The following is a 16,856-nucleotide window of genomic DNA, read 5'->3' on the forward strand; positions in this document are numbered from 1 at the left end:
ATCCGATTACCGTGCCGGCCGTATATCCAGTGCGGGAATGGTGTCATTGTTGGTGGAGATCAGGACCGGCGTGCTCGAAACCGGCAGCCAGGTCCCGGAGGCTGGCCTTGCGGTTGCATCGCAGGGGGCCGCGAAAGTCGCGCCCGGCAGATCGCCTCTGATGCGGACCTCGTAGCGTCGATCCGGATCCTCGGACCAGACCGCGACTTTGCCGCCGGTGGTCGAGGATGCTCCGATCGACATCACCCCGTTGGCAAGGCTTCTACGTTCCGCGGTTAGGGTGGAACGGATGAATGCCCAGGCGCCACGCGCCGCGCAAGCTGCGGGTTTGGGCGAATTGTCGAAGCCGTAGAGGCCAAAATTGTCCTCCAGCTCGGCTGGATTCTGGCCACTGTTCTTGAGCTCATAGATCCACATCCCCTTGAGCCAGCGCGCCGCTGTCGAGGCCCACAGGATGAGCTGTGCCGTGCTATCGGCCTGGGCCTGCTCGCTGACACCACATTTGTTCGAAGCCGTGGTCCAGCCAGTCTCGGTCACGTAAATGGGGAAGTCGGGATTGCCGCTCGCTTGGCCGACCAGTCGATGGAACGCCGTGAGCCGGTCGATAATCTCGGTCGAATTGCGCTTCGCCGGCGCCATGCAGAAATTGTAAAGATGAATCGAGGCGCCATCTGCGTATTGAAGGATGCCGGTTTGCAGCATCTTCTCCGTCCACGTCCAACCGGGATCGTCGCCGATCGCGCCGACGACGAAAGGCGCATTCGGCACCGCCTGCTTGACCGCCGGTCGCGCCGCCTTGGCGAGGGCCAGGTAATTCTCCGCCGAGAATGAAGGGTCCTTCTTGGCTGCCAGATTCCACTCGTTCCAGAGTTCGAAGATCGGGCGCTGCGGCGCTACCGATCGCGCGGCCGCTGCCGCATAGTCCGCGAACCGCTGCCGGGCTTCGTCCGTCGTCGGCGGCGACGAGTTCGGCACGAGGTGATGACCGAATGCAAGGATCAGGAGCGGCCGGGCGATGCCGGACTGAACCTGCGCGTCGAGCCTGCCCAACCGCGGCGTGAAGCCCATCCGACGGCCAGGCAATTCGAAATCAGACCAGGGAAAATCGTCGCGAAAGGCGTTAAAGCCCAGTTGCTTGATCTGGCTGACGTTCACGGAGGGCACGTAGCCTCGAGAACTGACCGGCCCTCCCAGTCCCTGGTGGGTGCCGATACCCAACAGGAATCTGCTTTCAAGCGTCTGAGCCTGTTGAGCGCATGCCGGGACAGACAGAGAAACAGACGCAATGAGGCTCGCGATCCAGAGCAGCCCGTTGCGACCCAAGGTGCTGTGGTCTGCCATCGCCTAGATCATACTCGTCATCATTTCTGGCCTGCCGCGACTCACCTCAAAAAGGCTTCGAGAGGTCCGATTGCAGTGCCACGCTCTGCTCGACCCCACTCTCGTTATCGCCGAGGAGTTCGACATAGACCTGATGCAATTGGCGGTGTGTCTTCTGAACGTCATAAAACTGCTTGAAGCGATCGTAGCCGCGTTGTCCCAAGACCTTGAGATCCAGATCGAGCATCCGTCGGAAGCCGTCGATGAGAGGTTGAACCGCGACAGGCTCGCAAAGCACGCCAGTGACTCCGTCAACGACGATTTCAGGGAGCGCTCCGCTGTGGAAGGCCAGGATGGGCTTGGCCGCGCGCATCGCTTCCAGAGCGACGAGGCCGAAGGCCTCCCATCGTGACGGGATGACGACGAGATCGGCCGCCTCCAGCTGAGCCTCGATTTGCTGACGATCCAGCCAGCCTAGCAGCGAGACGTTGGCGGGAACCGCAGCTCCGTCGAACTTATTGACCACGGAGGCGCCGACAATGCGAACATCCAGGACATCTTCGAGGGATCGTGCGGCCTCGATCAGGAGGTCGAAGCCCTTTTGTCGATCAAGACGGCCGATGAAAAGGACCTTGGCCTTCTTTGAAGTCCAATCTGTCGCAACGCCGTGCGGCAGTGGGCGGCTCTTGGAGATGCCATTGTGCACCAGGGTCAGACGGTCAGTCGGAATTCCCGCCCGAACCGCTTCATTGAATTCATCGCCGGAAATGCAGATGATACGATCCGACGTGCGGGCCAGAAGAGTCTCTGCAGCTTTTGCCGCCAGATGGCTCAGGCGGCCGGTCTCTCGCGAGAATGCCCAGCCATGCGGGCAATAGACGACGCGAGGACCTTCAGAACGAGCGGCCAACGCGGGCCGTAGAACGAGTCCGGCAAACGACGAATGGAGATGCATGACGTCAGGCTTGAAGGCGTCGAGCGCCTGCATGCTCGCCCGCAGCATCTGAAATAGTCCGGCGATGCTGCGGCCCGATCTGTCGAAGGTCGTGATCTGGCTATCATCGATTCCAACGAGGTCGTGGCGATGATCCGATGGCACAATATAGTGCACGTTCTCCGCGCCGAAGCTCGCTTGTTGCTGCGGATGCAATTCGTTCAGGTAGCTCGCTATCCCACCCCGGATGGTTTCCGCGACATGCAGCACCTTCACCGCCTGCCTTGCGGAGGATTGAGTTGGGAAGATCGACATGGCGCGTCCTTAATTGAGCATCAATGGATGCGATCACAATCCATCCAATCCATAGCGAGATTTGGGCAGCGGTGTGGTGTTGTTGCGCCGCGATGCTGAAGCTCGCGTCCGTCGAAGTCGAACGTGCGCATGGAACCCGTTGGACGCCGAACCGCTGTCAGCAGCGTGCTTGAGACAGCCGCGCGCAGAATTTAAGCGCTCTCCGCCAAACCGGCGGCGCCTCGCTATGCGCGCGACGCGAGAAAATCCAACAGTGCTCGCGCCGAGTCTTGCCACGAGTATAATGCAAGACGATCCTGTTGCTTTCTGCGTTCCTGATCAGAGATTGCGCCGACTGCCAACCTTTCGAGCATAAGCTGTTTCAGCGCTGGAGCGTCGTTGGCGCAAAAATAAGCAGCTGCTTCGCCGCACGTTTCCATCACCGCGTCAGCCGTCGAGGCTATGACCGGACAGCCGAAGATCATGGCTTCAAGTGGCGGTACACCAAAGCCCTCGTAAAGAGAGGGGAAAACGAACGCCAGAGCGTGTGCATACAGAGCTGCAATCTCCCCGTCCGCCAGACGTCCCGCCAGAAGCAGGCCCGATTCGCTCTCGCCCAGATTGTCTTGAAATACCTTGCTGTTGTCACCGCCGACAATGACGAGCGGAACGTCCTTTCGTTCGAGCAGCCGCGCCGCCTCGATTGCAACGGCGAGATTCTTGTTCTTGGTTCTGGAGCCGACAAAGAGAAAATATTTTCCTGGCTGAAGCCCTAGTCGGTCGAGAATACCGGGATCAGGCGTTGTGGACGCGAAATGCTCCGCGCTGTTGGGGAATATCGGAATATCGGTTTTCGAAAGGCCAAGCATTGCAGCCAGTTCATTGCGAGAAAAGGCCGATACGGTTGCGATCGTGGCCCGGCGCGCAAGCAGGCGCCCCATCGTTCGGTGGACGGCCAGATAGCGCCAATTGAAGAAATCGGGCCGGCGGAAGACCTGTGCGTCGTGGATGACGACAATATGATCACGATGAAACACAGGTCCGGCATTGGCTAGACTGATCAGGCGACCTCCAGTGGCAGCGCGCGCAAGTTCAATCTGATCCCAGGCATGTCCGCTCAACCGTCCGATCTTGCGTACCTTGATGTGGGCGAGATTGATCGCTTCGCTCGTCTCGCTCGGCACGAGCAATTGCCACTCGGCTCCTCTGAGGGCAACGGGCAATTGGTCGGAAGCAAGCAGGGCATCGATCGCTTTGACCAGTTCGGCGGCATAACGCTGAACGCCGGTCAGCTTTTGCGAGAGAAAGCGGCCGTTGATGAAAAGCTTCAATTTTGTGCCGTTCGGGTTGTCGATGCCACAAAGCGTGGGTCGCGATTTGTGCTTTCGAACCAAATGTGAGCACGGAAAGAAGCAGCCCGAAGGCACGGAATTATGACGACATCGGTCGTGTGATCGCGCTGTTCGTTCGGCGCTCCGGGAACACTTGTTGAAAATCTTGCCGGGCAGCCGGGAGCCCTTTATGGGCGCGCATCCGATGTTTCGTCGGCAGGCAAAGGGCGCCCCTTCTGGTTAACTTGGGAAGGCTGACATCCGAAGCGCCCGGCATTAAGCTTGCCGATGCGAGGCGGCTGTTCTCCAATGCTGAACCCTTGCCTCTACCGGTTCAGTCTGGCAATGCGGTATATGAGGACGGACAACGGAGTTTATTTTGGCCCCCGTGGTGGTTACCGGCGCTGCCGGCTTCATCGGCATGCATGTCTGTGAGCGCTTGCTTGCGCGCGGGGAACGAGTTGTCGGCATCGACGCAGTAACTCCTTACTATGATCCGGCGCTCAAGCGCGCTCGCCTCGAGATGCTCAAGCATGATGCTTTCACGTTCCACGAGATCGACCTTGCAGATTTCGCTGCGGTGACGCGTGTGTTCGACGAGGTCTCGCCCGACCGCGTGGTGCACCTTGCGGCGCAGCCCGGCGTGCGCGCCTCGATCGACGACCCAATCACCAGCATCCGCGCCAATTGTGATGGCTTCGTCACCGTGCTCGAAGCCGGCCGGCGCCACGGTCTGGCGCATCTCGTCTACGCCTCGTCGAGCTCCGTGTATGGCGCCAATCGCACCTTGCCGTATTCGACCGAGCATTCGGTCAATCATCCGGTCAGCCTCTATGCCGCGAGCAAGAGGGCCAACGAGCTGATGGCGCACACATTCGCACATGTTCACAAGCTGCCGGTGACCGGTCTTCGCTTCTTCACTGTCTATGGTCCATGGGGCCGGCCCGACATGGCCGCCTGGCTCTTCACGCGCGCGATCTTTGCGGGTGAGCCGATCAAGCTTTTCAATAATGGGAATATGTGGCGCGATTTCACCTACGTCGACGACATCGTCGAGGGCGTGATCCGCACCCTCGATCGGCCCGCGACGCCGAATCCCGCGTGGAACGCCGAGCAGCCGGAAATCTCGTCGAGCTATGCGCCGTATCGCGTCTACAACATCGGCAACAATTGCTCGGTCAATTTGATTGAGTTCGTCGAGACACTGGAGAAGATCATCGGCAAGCCCGCGATCCGCGCGCTTTTGCCGATGCAAGCTGGCGACGTCCTCGAGACGCGCGCCGACATTTCGGCCCTGCAACGCGACGTCGGCTTCACGCCCTCGACGCCGCTGGCGGATGGCTTGGGCCGCTTTGTCGAATGGTATCGAAATTATCACCGCGTATAAACCCCTCTCTTGAGTAGCTCACACGTGTCCCAAAAAATCATCCCCCTGATCATGTGCGGCGGTGCCGGAACGCGGCTGTGGCCGGCTTCGCGCGAGGTGCGGCCCAAGCAGTTCCTGCCGCTGTTCGGCACGCGCTCGACCTTCCAGGACACGCTGTTGCGCGTCTCGGAGGCCTCGCTGTTCGATCGCCCGATCGTCATCACCAATGCCTCCTACCGCTTCATGGTGCTGGAGCAGCTCGCCGAGATCGGCATCGAGGCCGACGTGATCCTCGAGCCGATGCGGCGCGATTCCGGCCCGGCGATCGCAGCCGGCGCGGTGTTCGCGCAGAACCGCGCCAGTGAAGCCATTGTGCTCGCGCTCGCCGCCGACCACGTGGTGCAGGACAATGCCGCGTTCGTCGCGGCGTGCCGCCAAGGCCTCACCGCCGCGAGCGCCGGGCGCATCGTCACCTTCGGCGTCAAGCCGGAGCGGCCGGCGACCGAATACGGCTATATCAGTCCGGGCGAGGTCATCTCCGGCGAGGTACACGCGGTCGCGCGCTTCGTCGAGAAGCCGGATGCGGTGAAGGCGGCCGACTACGTCAATTCGGGCTATCTCTGGAACAGCGGCAACTTCATGTTCCCGGCCGCCGTCCTGCTCGACGAATACCGCAAGGTCGACGCGGCAAGCGTGGAGGCGATCTCCAATGCCGTGACCAATGCCGGCCGCGATCTCGGCTTCGTGACGCTGGAGCCCGAGGCGTTCGGCGCCGCCAAGGCGATTTCGATCGACTATGCGGTGATGGAAAAGACCGCGCGCGCGGCGGTCGTGCCGGTGTCGTGCGGCTGGTCCGACGTCGGCTCCTGGCACGCGGTGTGGGAATTGTCGGACAAGGACGCCCAAGGCAATGCTTCGCATGGCGCCGCCGTGTTCGAAGATAGCCGCAACTGCAACGTCACCACCGATGCCGCGCTGGTCGCGCTCGAAGGCGTCGACGATCTCATTGTGGTCGCGACCGCGGATGCAGTGCTCGTCTCGCGCCAGAAGGATGCCAACGGGCTGAAGCGGCTGGTCACAAAACTCAAGGCGGTCGCACCGAAAGTCACCGAGGAGCACCTCAAGGTGCATCGGCCCTGGGGCAGCTACCAGTCGGTCGACAATGGCGAGCGCCACCAGGTCAAGCGCATCGTGGTGAAGCCGGGCGGACGGCTGTCGCTGCAGAAGCACCATCATCGCGCCGAGCACTGGATCGTGGTCCGCGGCACCGCCCGCGTCACCGTCAACGAGACCGTCAAAAGCGTGCACGAGAACGAGTCGATCTATATCCCGATGGGCGCGGTGCACCGGATGGAGAACCCCGGTAAAATCATGCTGGAGCTGATCGAGGTCCAGACGGGAAGCTATCTCGGGGAAGACGACATCATCCGGATTGAAGACGACTATCAGCGCTCTTGAGCAGAGTGTCGCTCCAACATTCCGCGAACATTTAGAAATTGTCCTGCGAACTGCGATGATCTGAACAGGCTGTTATGACCGACGACACGCATACGATCCGCAGCGGCGGGCTCACCGCGACCATCAAGGCGCAAGGCGCGGAGATGTGTTCGCTGGCGAGCGATGCCGGCATCGAGTTCGTCTGGCAGGCGGAGCCGGCTTGGCCGCGCCATGCGCCGCTGCTGTTTCCGATCGTCGGGCGTCTCGCCAATGACGAATTGCGGCACCGGGGCAGGATTTACCGGATGACCCAGCACGGCTTCGCGCGCGACAGCCGCTTTGCGTGGGCGGAACGTGGCGAAAGTCGCTGTGTCCTGGTGCTCGAAGACAGCGAGACGACGCGCGCGCTCTACCCCTTCGCGTTCCGCCTGACGGCAACCTATGCGCTCGACGAATCCGGTCTCGATCTTTCACTCGTGGTCGCGAACACCGGCAAGGAGATATTGCCGGCCTCGCTCGGCGGCCATCCCGCTTTCAACTGGCCGCTCCAACCGGGACTGGCGAAGGAGAGTTACGCGCTGAGCTTCGCGAACGCAGAGCCATCTCCCGTCCGCCGTCTCGACGGCGGCCTGCTGCGTCCGGCACCGGAGCCGAGCCCGATCAAAGGCTCCGTGTTGCCTCTGTCCGAATCCCTGTTCGTCGACGATGCAATCATCTTCGATCGGATCGCGAGCAATTCGGTCCGCTATGCCGCGGAGCGGGGCGCGTCCACCGGGCCGTGGTTGGAAATGTCATGGCGCGGCTTTCGCGAGCTTGGCGTCTGGTCGAAACCATCTGGCGCGCAGTTCCTCTGCATCGAGCCCTGGCGCGGCTATGCCAGTCCGGCCGGCTTCGACGGCGAATTCACTGACAAGCCGGGCCTGATGCACATCGCGCCTGGGACGGAAGAGCAATTGTCATTTCGGGTTGAGGTTGGATCGTTCTGAAGTCGGACGGTCTTCGCGCATCTCGAGTTTTCAGACCTCGATCCGGGTGAGGTCCTCGCCGAGCACGACAGGACCCGAGTAGTCCCGCCTGACGTCCACGAGCAGCGCGTTCAGCATGGAATCGTCGGTGCGAGGCCGGTGATGGGTCAGCGCGAGCTTCTTGACGCCGGCCTTGGCCGCGACTTTGCCGACCGTATCGCCACAGGCCATCGTGAATTTCGCAAGCCGGCGCAGGTGCTCGTTGTCGATCTCCGGCGTGGCGAGGAAGCAGCACTGGACCAGCAGGTCGGCCCCCTCAGCCAACCGCTCGAGACCGGGGCAGGGCACCGTGTCGCCGGAAATTGCGATGACCTTGCCCTCGGCCTCGAAGCGATAGCCGAGACACATCCAGCGTGCGAGGAAGGCCGGCGACATGTCGAGGCCGTCGCCATGCGAGACGAGTTCGGCGCTGATCTTCCAGCGCCCGGTGTCGAGAACGGGGCCCGGTATAATGTCGGTCGCGACGACAGGTTTCCAGCCGCCGAAGCTCGGCTCGCCCTGATCGCGCCAGGCGATGTCCTTGTCGTAGACCTGCGTGACGAGCGTATTGACGAGCCGTTCGGTATCCGGCGGTCCATAGATGCTCAGATCGTCCTTGCGCCCGTGCAACCATGAATTGAGCATCACATCGTAGAGGTCGCCGATGTGGTCGAAATGGTGATGGGTGAGAAAGACCGTGTTGATGGAGCCGAGCGGCACGCCCGCTTTGCTGAGCTGCACCATGACGCCGCGGCCTGCATCGATCAGGATGTTTTCCTCGCCCAGCCTGATCAGCGTGGTCGTCGCCATGCGGCGCGGGTCCGGGCGCGGGCCGCCGGTGCCGAGCAGGATGACTTCCATGGCGCCACCTCCTGGGGCAGACTTTTCGGGACGCCACAGTAGATTTGAAGCTCTTGGCGGGGCAAGTGGCCGCGGGATGGGCGTCAGCCCGCACAACAGCCGCTCGTGCGGGGCTCCCGAACATGATGCTCGGGATGAGAAGTGTGGGCCAATTCATACTTAATGCGGCCAGATCGTGACCAATGTTGTTTGGGCGCGCTAACGCGCCTAGTATTGCAGCAGGCAATTCGAGGGGGCTCGAACAGTCGTGAATGTACGTTCACAGGACGGCGCGCTCGGCGACCTGAGCTTCCAGGTCGGCCCGCAAGCACACAGGACATCCAACATCGTGGCTGATTCCGCAGTTCAGGAATTGCGTGTCGCTGGCCGCGAGCGGCTGATCGTCGTCGAGGACGATCCGGTGACGCGGACGATGCTGGTCGGTTATTTCAGCGAGAACAATTTCGACGTGGTCGGCGCCGGCTCCTGCGCGGAATGCCGCCAGGCGCTGCGGATGCGGACCGATCTCGTCTTCCTCGACGTGCAACTGCCCGACGGCGACGGTTTCGATCTCGCCAAGGAGATCCAGGCGACCAGCAATGCGGGCATCATCTTCGTCACCCGCCGCGACACCGACGTCGATCGCATCCTCGGCCTCGAGGTCGCGGGCGACCACTACGTCACCAAGCCGATCAATTTGCGCGACCTGCTCGCGCGCGCGCGAAGCGTGCTGCGGCGGCGCTCGATCGACCGCAAGGCGGCGCGCAACCACAATTCGATCGCCTTCGGCGACTGGATCATCGACCTGACGCGGCGCGAGCTGCTCGGCAGCGACGGCAAGCCGGTGGCGCTGACACGCGCCGAATTCGACCTGCTCGCGGCGCTCGTCGGCGCCGACGGCAGGCCGCTTAGCCGCGACTATCTGATCGAGGTCGTCAGCAATCGCCAGGCCGAGGTCGACATCCGCACTGTCGATGCCTTGGTGGCGAGGCTGCGCCGCAAGCTCGTCGGCAGCGGCACGCCCGTCATCACCACGGTCACCGGCGTCGGCTACAAGCTCGCGCTGAGCGAGCGGCTCTAGACGGAGGCGCAGCACGACATGGTGCCGGCGGCGCCAGCGGGTTCAGCCACTGAAACCGACCAGGAACCGAATCGCGAGAAAGGCCGACAAGGCCACGGCGCCGGTCGCGACGATTGCGAATAAAACTCTCAAACTGTTGTGCATGATCTCTATTCAGGTTCGGTTTCAAAGTTCGGTTTCAAAAATGTCGTTCGTCTAACCGCTGCTCGTCTCTGGGCAGGCAATTCTATTGGCGTGATGCGACCCGTTTCCACCTGGCTTCGACGCGAGCCTTGATGAGGCGGACCCGGGCTTCCTGTGCTGCCCAATATGCCCTGCTCGCGACCGCCGTGCCTTGACGGTAACGCGCGTAAACGTCCTTCGGCTGTGCCGGGGTTTTTTGATTGTGCGCTGACTTCGAGATGGTGGGCGCCGGAGTTGGCGCCGGTGCCACATCTGGGATTGCGGCAGCCTGGCTTCCCACACTCGTCGAGTTCATAGAGACAAGACGATTGCGGGCGCGGTGACAATAGACCTGGGAGCGCGGAGTCATGGACTCCTCGTCGTGACCGGCTCGATATTTCATCAGGGCTCGGCAAAGGTCCCCGCCGGCCAGGCGCCATGCGCGGCTCAGATAGAGAACGCCGTAGTGGATGTTGATGTCGGGCTCTGCGAGTTCTGCGTTATTTCCCCGAAATCCGAGCATCGCTGCCGTTTCGGGCCGAACCTGCATGAGGCCGATCTCGCCGACGGCGCCAATGGTGCCCGGATTGTATCCGCTTTCGACGAAGACGACGGCCTCGGCTATGTCGGCGGGCAGATTGGTCTTGGCCGTTTCTCTTTCGATGATTTTTCGGATCGCCGCCCGCGACGCCGGCGTCTCTCCAGCGCCGAGATCTGCATCGCGACCGCCCGCCGCCAACGCCGGTTCCACGTCGTTCTGGGCGTGCACGGAGGTGGATGCCAACCAAAGCACAGCGATCGCAACGTGTGTCCACGTTGCGCGGGCGTTGATGTGTGTTCGATCCCGCAGCATGGACCACGTATTATATCTTTCGAGTTAACAACCGATTTTCTGGCGGCTCGGGGTGCGGCCCGGCTCGGACGGCGCGAGCGGCAGGCGGCGCAATGAAGCTATCGCGACCGCGAGCTCTGGTCGGTTGATGTGCTTGGCGCAGCCCCGGCCAATTTGTCGTCGACTGCATAGAGGGTGCAGGCAGACGACCATTTTGTGCAGGCGGCAAGTGAATCGCGCTGGGCGTCGTCGGCCGTCGCCCGCCCCGAACGCCAGCCGTAACCGCCGTTCGGCGACACCGCAAAAGCCTTGTGCGGCATCGTGCTGGCGAGATAGCGCGCGAACTCGGCGCGCGCGGCCTCGCTGAGCTGGCCCGGCGGCGGCAGCGGATCGGGCGGGCTCAGGACATCGTGGCCGAGACCTCGCTCGCGCAGGAAGGCGTCGAGATAGGGCGTCCATTGCGGACGGCTCACGACCGAATAGAGATAGTGGCCATCGTCGCCGTAAGGCGGCGCCGCGATGAATTTCGCGTTGCCGCCATTGGCGCGAAATCCGTCATGGAGGCGGCGCGCGAGGTCGGGACCGAAGTAGGAATCATTGCTGGCATAGACCCACAGCATCGGCACGCGGGAGGTTTTGCCGAACGTGGCGAAGGCCCGCACCAGCCCGTCGGGATTGCAGACGTCGTCGTCGTCGCGCGAGCCGCGCCCGCCGGCAAAGCTGATCGCGGCGACGAGACCCGCTGGCGCCTGCGCGGTCAAGGCGACAGTGGCGAACCCGCCGGCGGAATGGCCGGCCGCGATCATGCCTGACGTGGTGACGTCGGCCCTCCGCGCCATCGCCTCGATCGACGCGCGCAAATCCGCCACCGCGATCGCCGCGGCCGGCAGATAAGCGGCGTTGGCGCAGCCGCCGATGCTGTCGACGCGCCCGCCGGGCGAGGTGCCGTAGCCGCGCCGCATCACGATCAGCGCGGCAAAGCCGCGCCGGGCATATTCGAGAGCGATGCCATAATATTTGTGCGCGGACATCGTCGCGCGATCGTCGAAACTGCGCGGCGAGCCGTGGCTGAGCAGCGCGAGCGGATAGCGCCTGGTCCCGGCCGGCCGGACCAGGAACGCCTCCAGCCCCTGCGGTCCGGCCTCGACCATCGGGATACGCAAATCCTCGGTGTAGAACTCCGCGGCCATCGCATCGGGCGCGATGCCCGCCATCAGAACGACCAAGAGCCTCTGAAACAGCGTCATGCCCCGACTCGAAAAGCCCCGATCGAAAGACCATAGCATGATCTCAGGAACGGCCGCCCCATTGCGGGTGTTGTGCTCTTGGCGCGGGCTTGGCCGATGCTATGGTATTGCGCAATCTCTACGACAGGACGAGGTATATCCAGTGGCTGATGTTCATCCCGCGGCGGGCAAGCAGGCCTCGCCGGACGCGCTCACCAACGTTCCGCGGCTGGTGACGGCCTATTTCGCCGGCAAGCCTGATGTCGCGGATCCCGCGCAGCGGGTGGCGTTCGGTACCTCCGGCCATCGCGGCACCTCGTTCAAGACCAGCTTCAACGAGGGCCATATCCTCGCGACGACGCAGGCAATCTGTGATTACCGACGTGAAAAGGGGCTGACCGGTCCGCTCTTTATCGGCATCGACACCCATGCGCTGGCCGAGCCGGCGCTGGTCAGCGCCGTCGAGGTGTTCGCGGCCAACGGCGTCGACATCATGATCGACAAGGACGGCGGCTACACGCCGACGCCGGTGATCTCGCATGCGATCCTGACCTACAACAAGGGCCGCACCTCAGGCCTTGCCGACGGCGTCGTCATCACGCCCTCGCACAATCCGCCCGAGGACGGCGGCTACAAATACAATCCGCCGCATGGTGGGCCGGCCGACACCGACGCGACCTCCGTGATCGAGAGGCGCGCCAATGCCTATCTCGCCGACGGCCTCAAAGGCGTGAACCGCATCGACTACGCCAGGGCACGCAAATCCGCAAACGTCCACGCCTATGACTTCGTCACACCCTATGTCGCCGATCTCGGCAACGTGGTCGATCTCGACCTGGTCAAATCCGCCGGCGTCAATATCGGCATCGATCCGCTCGGCGGCGCCGCCGTACATTACTGGCATCCGATCATCGAGCGCTACGGCCTGAAGGCGACCGTGGTGAATGAGGCGATCGACCCGACGTTCCGCTTCATGACGGTGGACTGGGACGGCAAGATCCGCATGGACTGCTCCTCGCCTTACGCGATGGCGAGCCTGATCGCGATGCGCGACCGCTTCGACGTCGCTTTTGCCAACGACACCGACGCGGACCGCCACGGCATCGTGACGCGCACCGGCGGCCTGATGAATCCGAACCATTATCTCGCGACCGCGATCTCCTATCTGTTCGCGCATCGCCCGAATTGGGGCAAGGACGCCGCGATCGGCAAGACCGTGGTGTCGAGCTCCATCATCGACCGCGTCGCGAAAAAACTCGGCCGCAAGCTGGTCGAGACGCCGGTTGGGTTCAAATGGTTCGTCGACGGTCTCCTCACGGGCGGCTTCGGCTTCGGCGGCGAGGAGAGTGCAGGCGCCTCGTTTCTGCGCCGCGATGGCACGGTGTGGACCACCGACAAGGACGGCATCATCCTCGGCCTGCTCGCGGCCGAGATCATGGCGAAGACCGGCCGCGATCCGAGCCAGCTCTTCCACGACCTCACCGCGGAGTTCGGCGTGCCCCATTACGCGCGCATCGATGTCGCCGCGACCACGCCGCAGAAAAACATCCTGAAGTCCGTCACGCCCGAGCAGCTCGGCCTGAAGGATCTCGCCGGCGATCCCGTCCGCGCCACCCTGAGCAAGGCGCCCGGCAACGGCCAGCCGTTCGGTGGCATCAAGGTCGAGACCGATTTCGGATGGTTCGCCGCGAGGCCCTCGGGCACCGAGGACGTCTACAAGATCTACGCGGAGAGTTTTCGCAGCCCCGAACACCTGAAGGCGATTCAGCAGGAGGCTCAGGCAGGGTTGGCGAAGGTGTTCGGGGCATAGCCGACGAGCCAAAGCGCCGCTGCCACTGCTCCTCCAAGGGAGGACTCGCCGCATCAACAGCTGTCATCACCCGCGAAGGCGGGTGATCCAGTACGCCGTGGCGCCAGTTGAGTGAACCAATGACGGCCGCGGCGTACCGGATTCCCCGCCTTCGCGGGTGATGACAGCGGAGTTAGATATGTATACATGATCCCGTATTATGGTATTATAATACGCCCAATTCGCGCTTGAACGATTCCATTCCTCCGCTATTGTATACATGACGTATTCATAAGCCTTGGGAGTGAGACCGGTGACAAAACCCTTCCCGATGAACGCCTGGTATGCCGCCGCCTGGGACGCCGACGTGAAGCCGGCGCTGCTGCCGCGGACGATCTGCGGCAAGCACGTCGTGATGTACCGCAAGGCCGATGGCTCGGTCGCCGCGCTGGAGGATGCCTGCTGGCACCGCCTGGTGCCGCTGTCCAAGGGCCGGCTCGAAGGCGACACGGTCGTCTGCGGCTATCACGGCCTGAAATACAATGCGCAAGGGCGCTGCACCTTCATGCCCTCGCAGGAGACCATCAACCCGTCGGCCTGCGTGCGCGCCTATCCGGTGGTCGAGCGTCATCGCTACATCTGGCTCTGGATGGGCGATCCCGCGCTGGCCGATCCTGCGCTCGTGCCCGACCTGCACTGGAATCACGACCCGGCCTGGGCCGGCGACGGCAAGACCATCCACGTCAACTGCGACTACCGCCTCGTGCTCGACAATCTCATGGACCTCACCCACGAGACGTTCGTGCACGGCTCGTCCATCGGCAACGAGGCGGTCGCGGAGGCGCCGTTCGACGTCACCCATGGCGAGAAGACTGTTACGGTGACGCGCTGGATGCGCGGCATCGAAGCGCCGCCGTTCTGGGCGAAACAACTCGGCAAGTCCGGGCTCGTCGACCGCTGGCAGATCATCCGCTTCGAGGCGCCGTGCACCATTGCCATCGACGTCGGCGTGGCGCCGACCGGCACCGGTGCGCCGGAAGGCGACCGCTCGCAAGGCGTCAACGGCTTCGTGCTCAACACCATCACGCCGGAGACCGAGAAGACCTGCCACTATTTCTGGGCCTTCGTGCGCAATTATCAGCTCGGCGAGCAGCGCATCACCACCGAGATCCGCGAGGGCGTCTCCGGCATCTTCCACGAGGACGAGCTGATCCTCGAGGCGCAGCAGCGCGCAATGGACGAGAACCCTGATCGCATCTTCTACAATCTCAACATCGACGCCGGTGCGATGTGGACGCGCAAGCTGATCGACAAGATGGTGGCAAAGGAAAACCCGCCGCAGCATCTCCAGGCCGCGGAGTAAGCCGACATGGCCGAGCGTGAGGTCGACCGCTCCGTCTCGCAGACCGTGAAGGCGCAGCTCGCGCTGCGCGACCAGCTCCTGTCGGGTTCATTGCGCCCCGGCGAGCGCATCTCCGAGCTGCAGGCGGTGGAGACGACCGGCGCCTCGCGCACCCCGGTGCGCATGGCGCTGGTGCGGCTGGAGGAGGAGGGCCTCTTGGAGGCGATTCCCTCCGGCGGCTTCATGGTGAAGGCATTCTCCGAGCGCGACATCTCTGATTCCATCGAGCTGCGCGGCACGCTGGAAGGGCTCGCCGCGCGCTTTGCCGCCGAGCGCGGCGTCTCCGCGCGCGAGCTCGAGCCGCTGAAGGAGTGCCTCGCCGCGATCGACGAGTTGTTGCGCCAGGTCCCGATCTCGGTCGATGCGTTCTCGTCCTATGTCACTCTGAACGCGCGCTTCCACGCCCTGCTCACCGAATTGTCGCGTAGCCCGCCGCTGATCCGGCAGATCGACCGCGCCTCGTCGCTGCCGTTTGCGTCCCCAAGCGGTTTCGTGATGGCGCAGTCGGCGCTGCCCGAGGCGCAGCAGATCCTGATCATCGGGCAGGAGCACCACCGCGTCGTGATCGACGCCATCGAGAATCGCGAAGGCGCCCGTGCCGAAGCGGTCATGCGCGAGCATGCGCGGCTCGCGGTGCGCAATTTGCGGCTCGCACTGCGCAACCGGACCCATCTCGACCTGCTGCCAGCGCTCGCGCTGATCAAGTCCGCAACCGATTGAGGGCCGTCACCATGCGCTTCATCGAAACCTGGATTCCGGCGACGCTCGTCTCGACGCGCGATCTCGCGCCCAGTATCCGCGAATTCCTGATCCGGCCGGACCAGTTCGATGGCGCCGCCTATGCGGTCGGCAGCCACATCAATATCAGCGTCACCATCGACGGGCAGCCGGAGACGCGGTCCTATTCGCTGGTCGGGGAAGCGTCGTCGCAGGGTCTAAGGATCGCGGTGCGCCGCGCCGAGGATTCGCGTGGCGGCTCGCGCTATATGTGGTCGTTGCAGCCGGGCGCGCGGCTCGACATCACGACGCCCGCCTCGCTGCTCGCAGTCGATTGGGCGCGTCAACATTATTGCCTGATCGCCGGCGGCATCGGCATCACGCCGATCCTAGGTGCGGCGCAGGCGCTGGCCCGGCGCGGCGCCGATGTTACGCTGCACTACGCGGTGCGCTCGCGCAAAGAAGCCGCCTATCTCGACGATCTCGCCGCCGTGCTTGGTGATCGCCTGGTCGTTCACGCCAGCGATGAGGGCAAGCGGCTCGATCTCGACGCGCTGTTCGCCTCGGTGCCCAAGGACGCGCTGGCGCTGTTCTGCGGCCCGATGCGAATGCTGGATGCCGCGCGCCACGCCTGGATCGGCGCCGGCCATCCGCTTCCCGATCTTCGCTACGAGACTTTTGGTTCGAGCGGCACGCTGCCGACCGAGACATTTCGCGTGCGCCTGAAGGGCTCAGATGTCGAGCTGGAGATCCCGCGCGAGCGCTCGATGCTTGATGTCCTCAACGCCAGCGGCCACGACGTGATGTACGACTGCAAGCGCGGCGAATGCGGCCTGTGCGCCATCGACGTGGTCGCCATCGACGGCGAGATCGACCATCGCGACGTCTTCTTCAGCGACCATCAGAAGCAAAGCAACCAGAAGATCTGCGCCTGCGTCTCCCGCGCACGGGGCACCATCACGGTGGATACGCTGCTGCGTGCGGATCCGGTCTAAACGAATTGCAGCGGGATCCATCTGGCGGAATGGAAGGCGCCGCGGGCTCCACCTCTCCCGCTTGCGAGGGCTTTGCTTAATTGGCCGAGCGGGAGTGAGGCTCGATATGGGGTATTTTTTTGTGCG

The 16,856-nt window shown here is 63.3% G+C and carries 14 protein-coding genes; 8 read left to right on the forward strand and 6 right to left on the reverse strand.

The annotated features are described in order from the left end of the window. Positions 1-6: 6 nt before the first annotated feature. From AC0L30_RS34305 to AC0L30_RS34315, 3 genes are all read right to left on the reverse strand, one after another. A complete protein-coding gene (locus AC0L30_RS34305; RefSeq protein WP_473365940.1) occupies positions 7-1,164 on the reverse strand; it encodes a cellulase family glycosylhydrolase in 1,158 nt (385 codons plus the stop codon). A 223-nt stretch (positions 1,165-1,387) separates the two neighbouring features. Then, entirely contained in the window at positions 1,388-2,569 is a 1,182-nt protein-coding gene (locus AC0L30_RS34310) for a glycosyltransferase (protein WP_473406213.1), read from the reverse strand. Between the two features lie 224 nt (positions 2,570-2,793). Next, positions 2,794-3,879 (reverse strand): glycosyltransferase family 4 protein, encoded by a 1,086-nt coding sequence (locus AC0L30_RS34315; RefSeq protein WP_473255856.1) that lies wholly within the window; start codon positions 3,877-3,879, stop codon positions 2,794-2,796. Between the two features lie 379 nt (positions 3,880-4,258). Here AC0L30_RS34315 and AC0L30_RS34320 point away from each other — a divergent pair, with 379 nt between their 5' ends. The 3 genes from AC0L30_RS34320 (at position 4,259) to AC0L30_RS34330 (ending at position 7,668) form a co-directional block, all read left to right on the forward strand. Then, positions 4,259-5,266 carry an NAD-dependent epimerase/dehydratase family protein gene (locus tag AC0L30_RS34320; protein ID WP_473255855.1) on the forward strand — a complete coding sequence of 336 codons (1,008 nt, stop codon included), beginning with the start codon at positions 4,259-4,261 and terminating at the stop codon, positions 5,264-5,266. Between the two features lie 24 nt (positions 5,267-5,290). Then, the gene (locus AC0L30_RS34325; protein ID WP_473406214.1) at positions 5,291-6,703 is read left to right on the forward strand and encodes a mannose-1-phosphate guanylyltransferase/mannose-6-phosphate isomerase; all 1,413 of its coding nucleotides are present in this window, start codon (positions 5,291-5,293) and stop codon (positions 6,701-6,703) included. 74 nt (positions 6,704-6,777) lie between these two features. Further along, positions 6,778-7,668 carry an aldose 1-epimerase family protein gene (locus tag AC0L30_RS34330; RefSeq protein WP_473256440.1) on the forward strand — a complete coding sequence of 297 codons (891 nt, stop codon included), beginning with the start codon at positions 6,778-6,780 and terminating at the stop codon, positions 7,666-7,668. Between the two features lie 30 nt (positions 7,669-7,698). Here AC0L30_RS34330 and AC0L30_RS34335 read toward each other — a convergent pair whose 3' ends face one another. Then, complete coding sequence (locus AC0L30_RS34335) at positions 7,699-8,547, reverse strand: MBL fold metallo-hydrolase (RefSeq protein ID WP_473256439.1); 849 nt, start codon at positions 8,545-8,547, stop codon at positions 7,699-7,701. A gap of 247 nt (positions 8,548-8,794) precedes the next feature. Between AC0L30_RS34335 and AC0L30_RS34340 the strand changes: the two genes are divergently transcribed. Further along, positions 8,795-9,607, forward strand: a complete 813-nt coding sequence (locus tag AC0L30_RS34340) for a response regulator transcription factor (protein WP_354127428.1) — start codon at positions 8,795-8,797, stop codon at positions 9,605-9,607. Between the two features lie 226 nt (positions 9,608-9,833). On the opposite strand, the gene AC0L30_RS34345 is transcribed toward AC0L30_RS34340, so the two are convergent. Both AC0L30_RS34345 and AC0L30_RS34350 read right to left on the reverse strand, forming a co-directional pair. Beyond that, positions 9,834-10,622 (reverse strand): transglycosylase SLT domain-containing protein, encoded by a 789-nt coding sequence (locus tag AC0L30_RS34345; protein WP_473365943.1) that lies wholly within the window; start codon positions 10,620-10,622, stop codon positions 9,834-9,836. A 98-nt stretch (positions 10,623-10,720) separates the two neighbouring features. Next, positions 10,721-11,848, reverse strand: a complete 1,128-nt coding sequence (locus AC0L30_RS34350; RefSeq protein ID WP_473406215.1) for an alpha/beta hydrolase family protein — start codon at positions 11,846-11,848, stop codon at positions 10,721-10,723. 142 nt (positions 11,849-11,990) lie between these two features. On the opposite strand from AC0L30_RS34350, the gene pgm reads away from it, so the two are divergent. The 4 genes from pgm (at position 11,991) to AC0L30_RS34370 (ending at position 16,730) form a co-directional block, all read left to right on the forward strand. Further along, positions 11,991-13,637 (forward strand): phosphoglucomutase (alpha-D-glucose-1,6-bisphosphate-dependent), encoded by a 1,647-nt coding sequence (gene pgm / locus AC0L30_RS34355; protein ID WP_473406216.1) that lies wholly within the window; start codon positions 11,991-11,993, stop codon positions 13,635-13,637. A gap of 292 nt (positions 13,638-13,929) precedes the next feature. Continuing rightward, positions 13,930-14,979, forward strand: a complete 1,050-nt coding sequence (locus AC0L30_RS34360) for an aromatic ring-hydroxylating dioxygenase subunit alpha (RefSeq protein ID WP_198957655.1) — start codon at positions 13,930-13,932, stop codon at positions 14,977-14,979. 6 nt (positions 14,980-14,985) lie between these two features. Beyond that, the gene (locus AC0L30_RS34365; RefSeq protein ID WP_007595257.1) at positions 14,986-15,738 is read left to right on the forward strand and encodes a GntR family transcriptional regulator; all 753 of its coding nucleotides are present in this window, start codon (positions 14,986-14,988) and stop codon (positions 15,736-15,738) included. Between the two features lie 11 nt (positions 15,739-15,749). Further along, positions 15,750-16,730: a PDR/VanB family oxidoreductase gene (locus AC0L30_RS34370; RefSeq protein WP_007595256.1), complete on the forward strand. Its 981-nt coding sequence runs from the start codon at positions 15,750-15,752 to the stop codon at positions 16,728-16,730. Positions 16,731-16,856 lie beyond the last annotated feature (126 nt).

Source organism: Bradyrhizobium sp. MI1.11, assembly GCF_055811255.1.

What these genes read in the sequence shown, in the direction of transcription:
- AC0L30_RS34310 (WP_473406213.1), bottom strand. Translation starts at nt 2,569, where the DNA reads ATGTCGATCTTCCCAACTCAATCCTCCGCAAGGCAGGCGGTGAAGGTG.
- AC0L30_RS34330 (WP_473256440.1), top strand. Translation starts at nt 6,778, where the DNA reads ATGACCGACGACACGCATACGATCCGCAGCGGCGGGCTCACCGCGACC.
- AC0L30_RS34365 (WP_007595257.1), top strand. Translation starts at nt 14,986, where the DNA reads ATGGCCGAGCGTGAGGTCGACCGCTCCGTCTCGCAGACCGTGAAGGCG.
- AC0L30_RS34335 (WP_473256439.1), bottom strand. Translation starts at nt 8,547, where the DNA reads ATGGAAGTCATCCTGCTCGGCACCGGCGGCCCGCGCCCGGACCCGCGC.
- AC0L30_RS34370 (WP_007595256.1), top strand. Translation starts at nt 15,750, where the DNA reads ATGCGCTTCATCGAAACCTGGATTCCGGCGACGCTCGTCTCGACGCGC.
- AC0L30_RS34350 (WP_473406215.1), bottom strand. Translation starts at nt 11,848, where the DNA reads ATGACGCTGTTTCAGAGGCTCTTGGTCGTTCTGATGGCGGGCATCGCG.
- AC0L30_RS34345 (WP_473365943.1), bottom strand. Translation starts at nt 10,622, where the DNA reads ATGCTGCGGGATCGAACACACATCAACGCCCGCGCAACGTGGACACAC.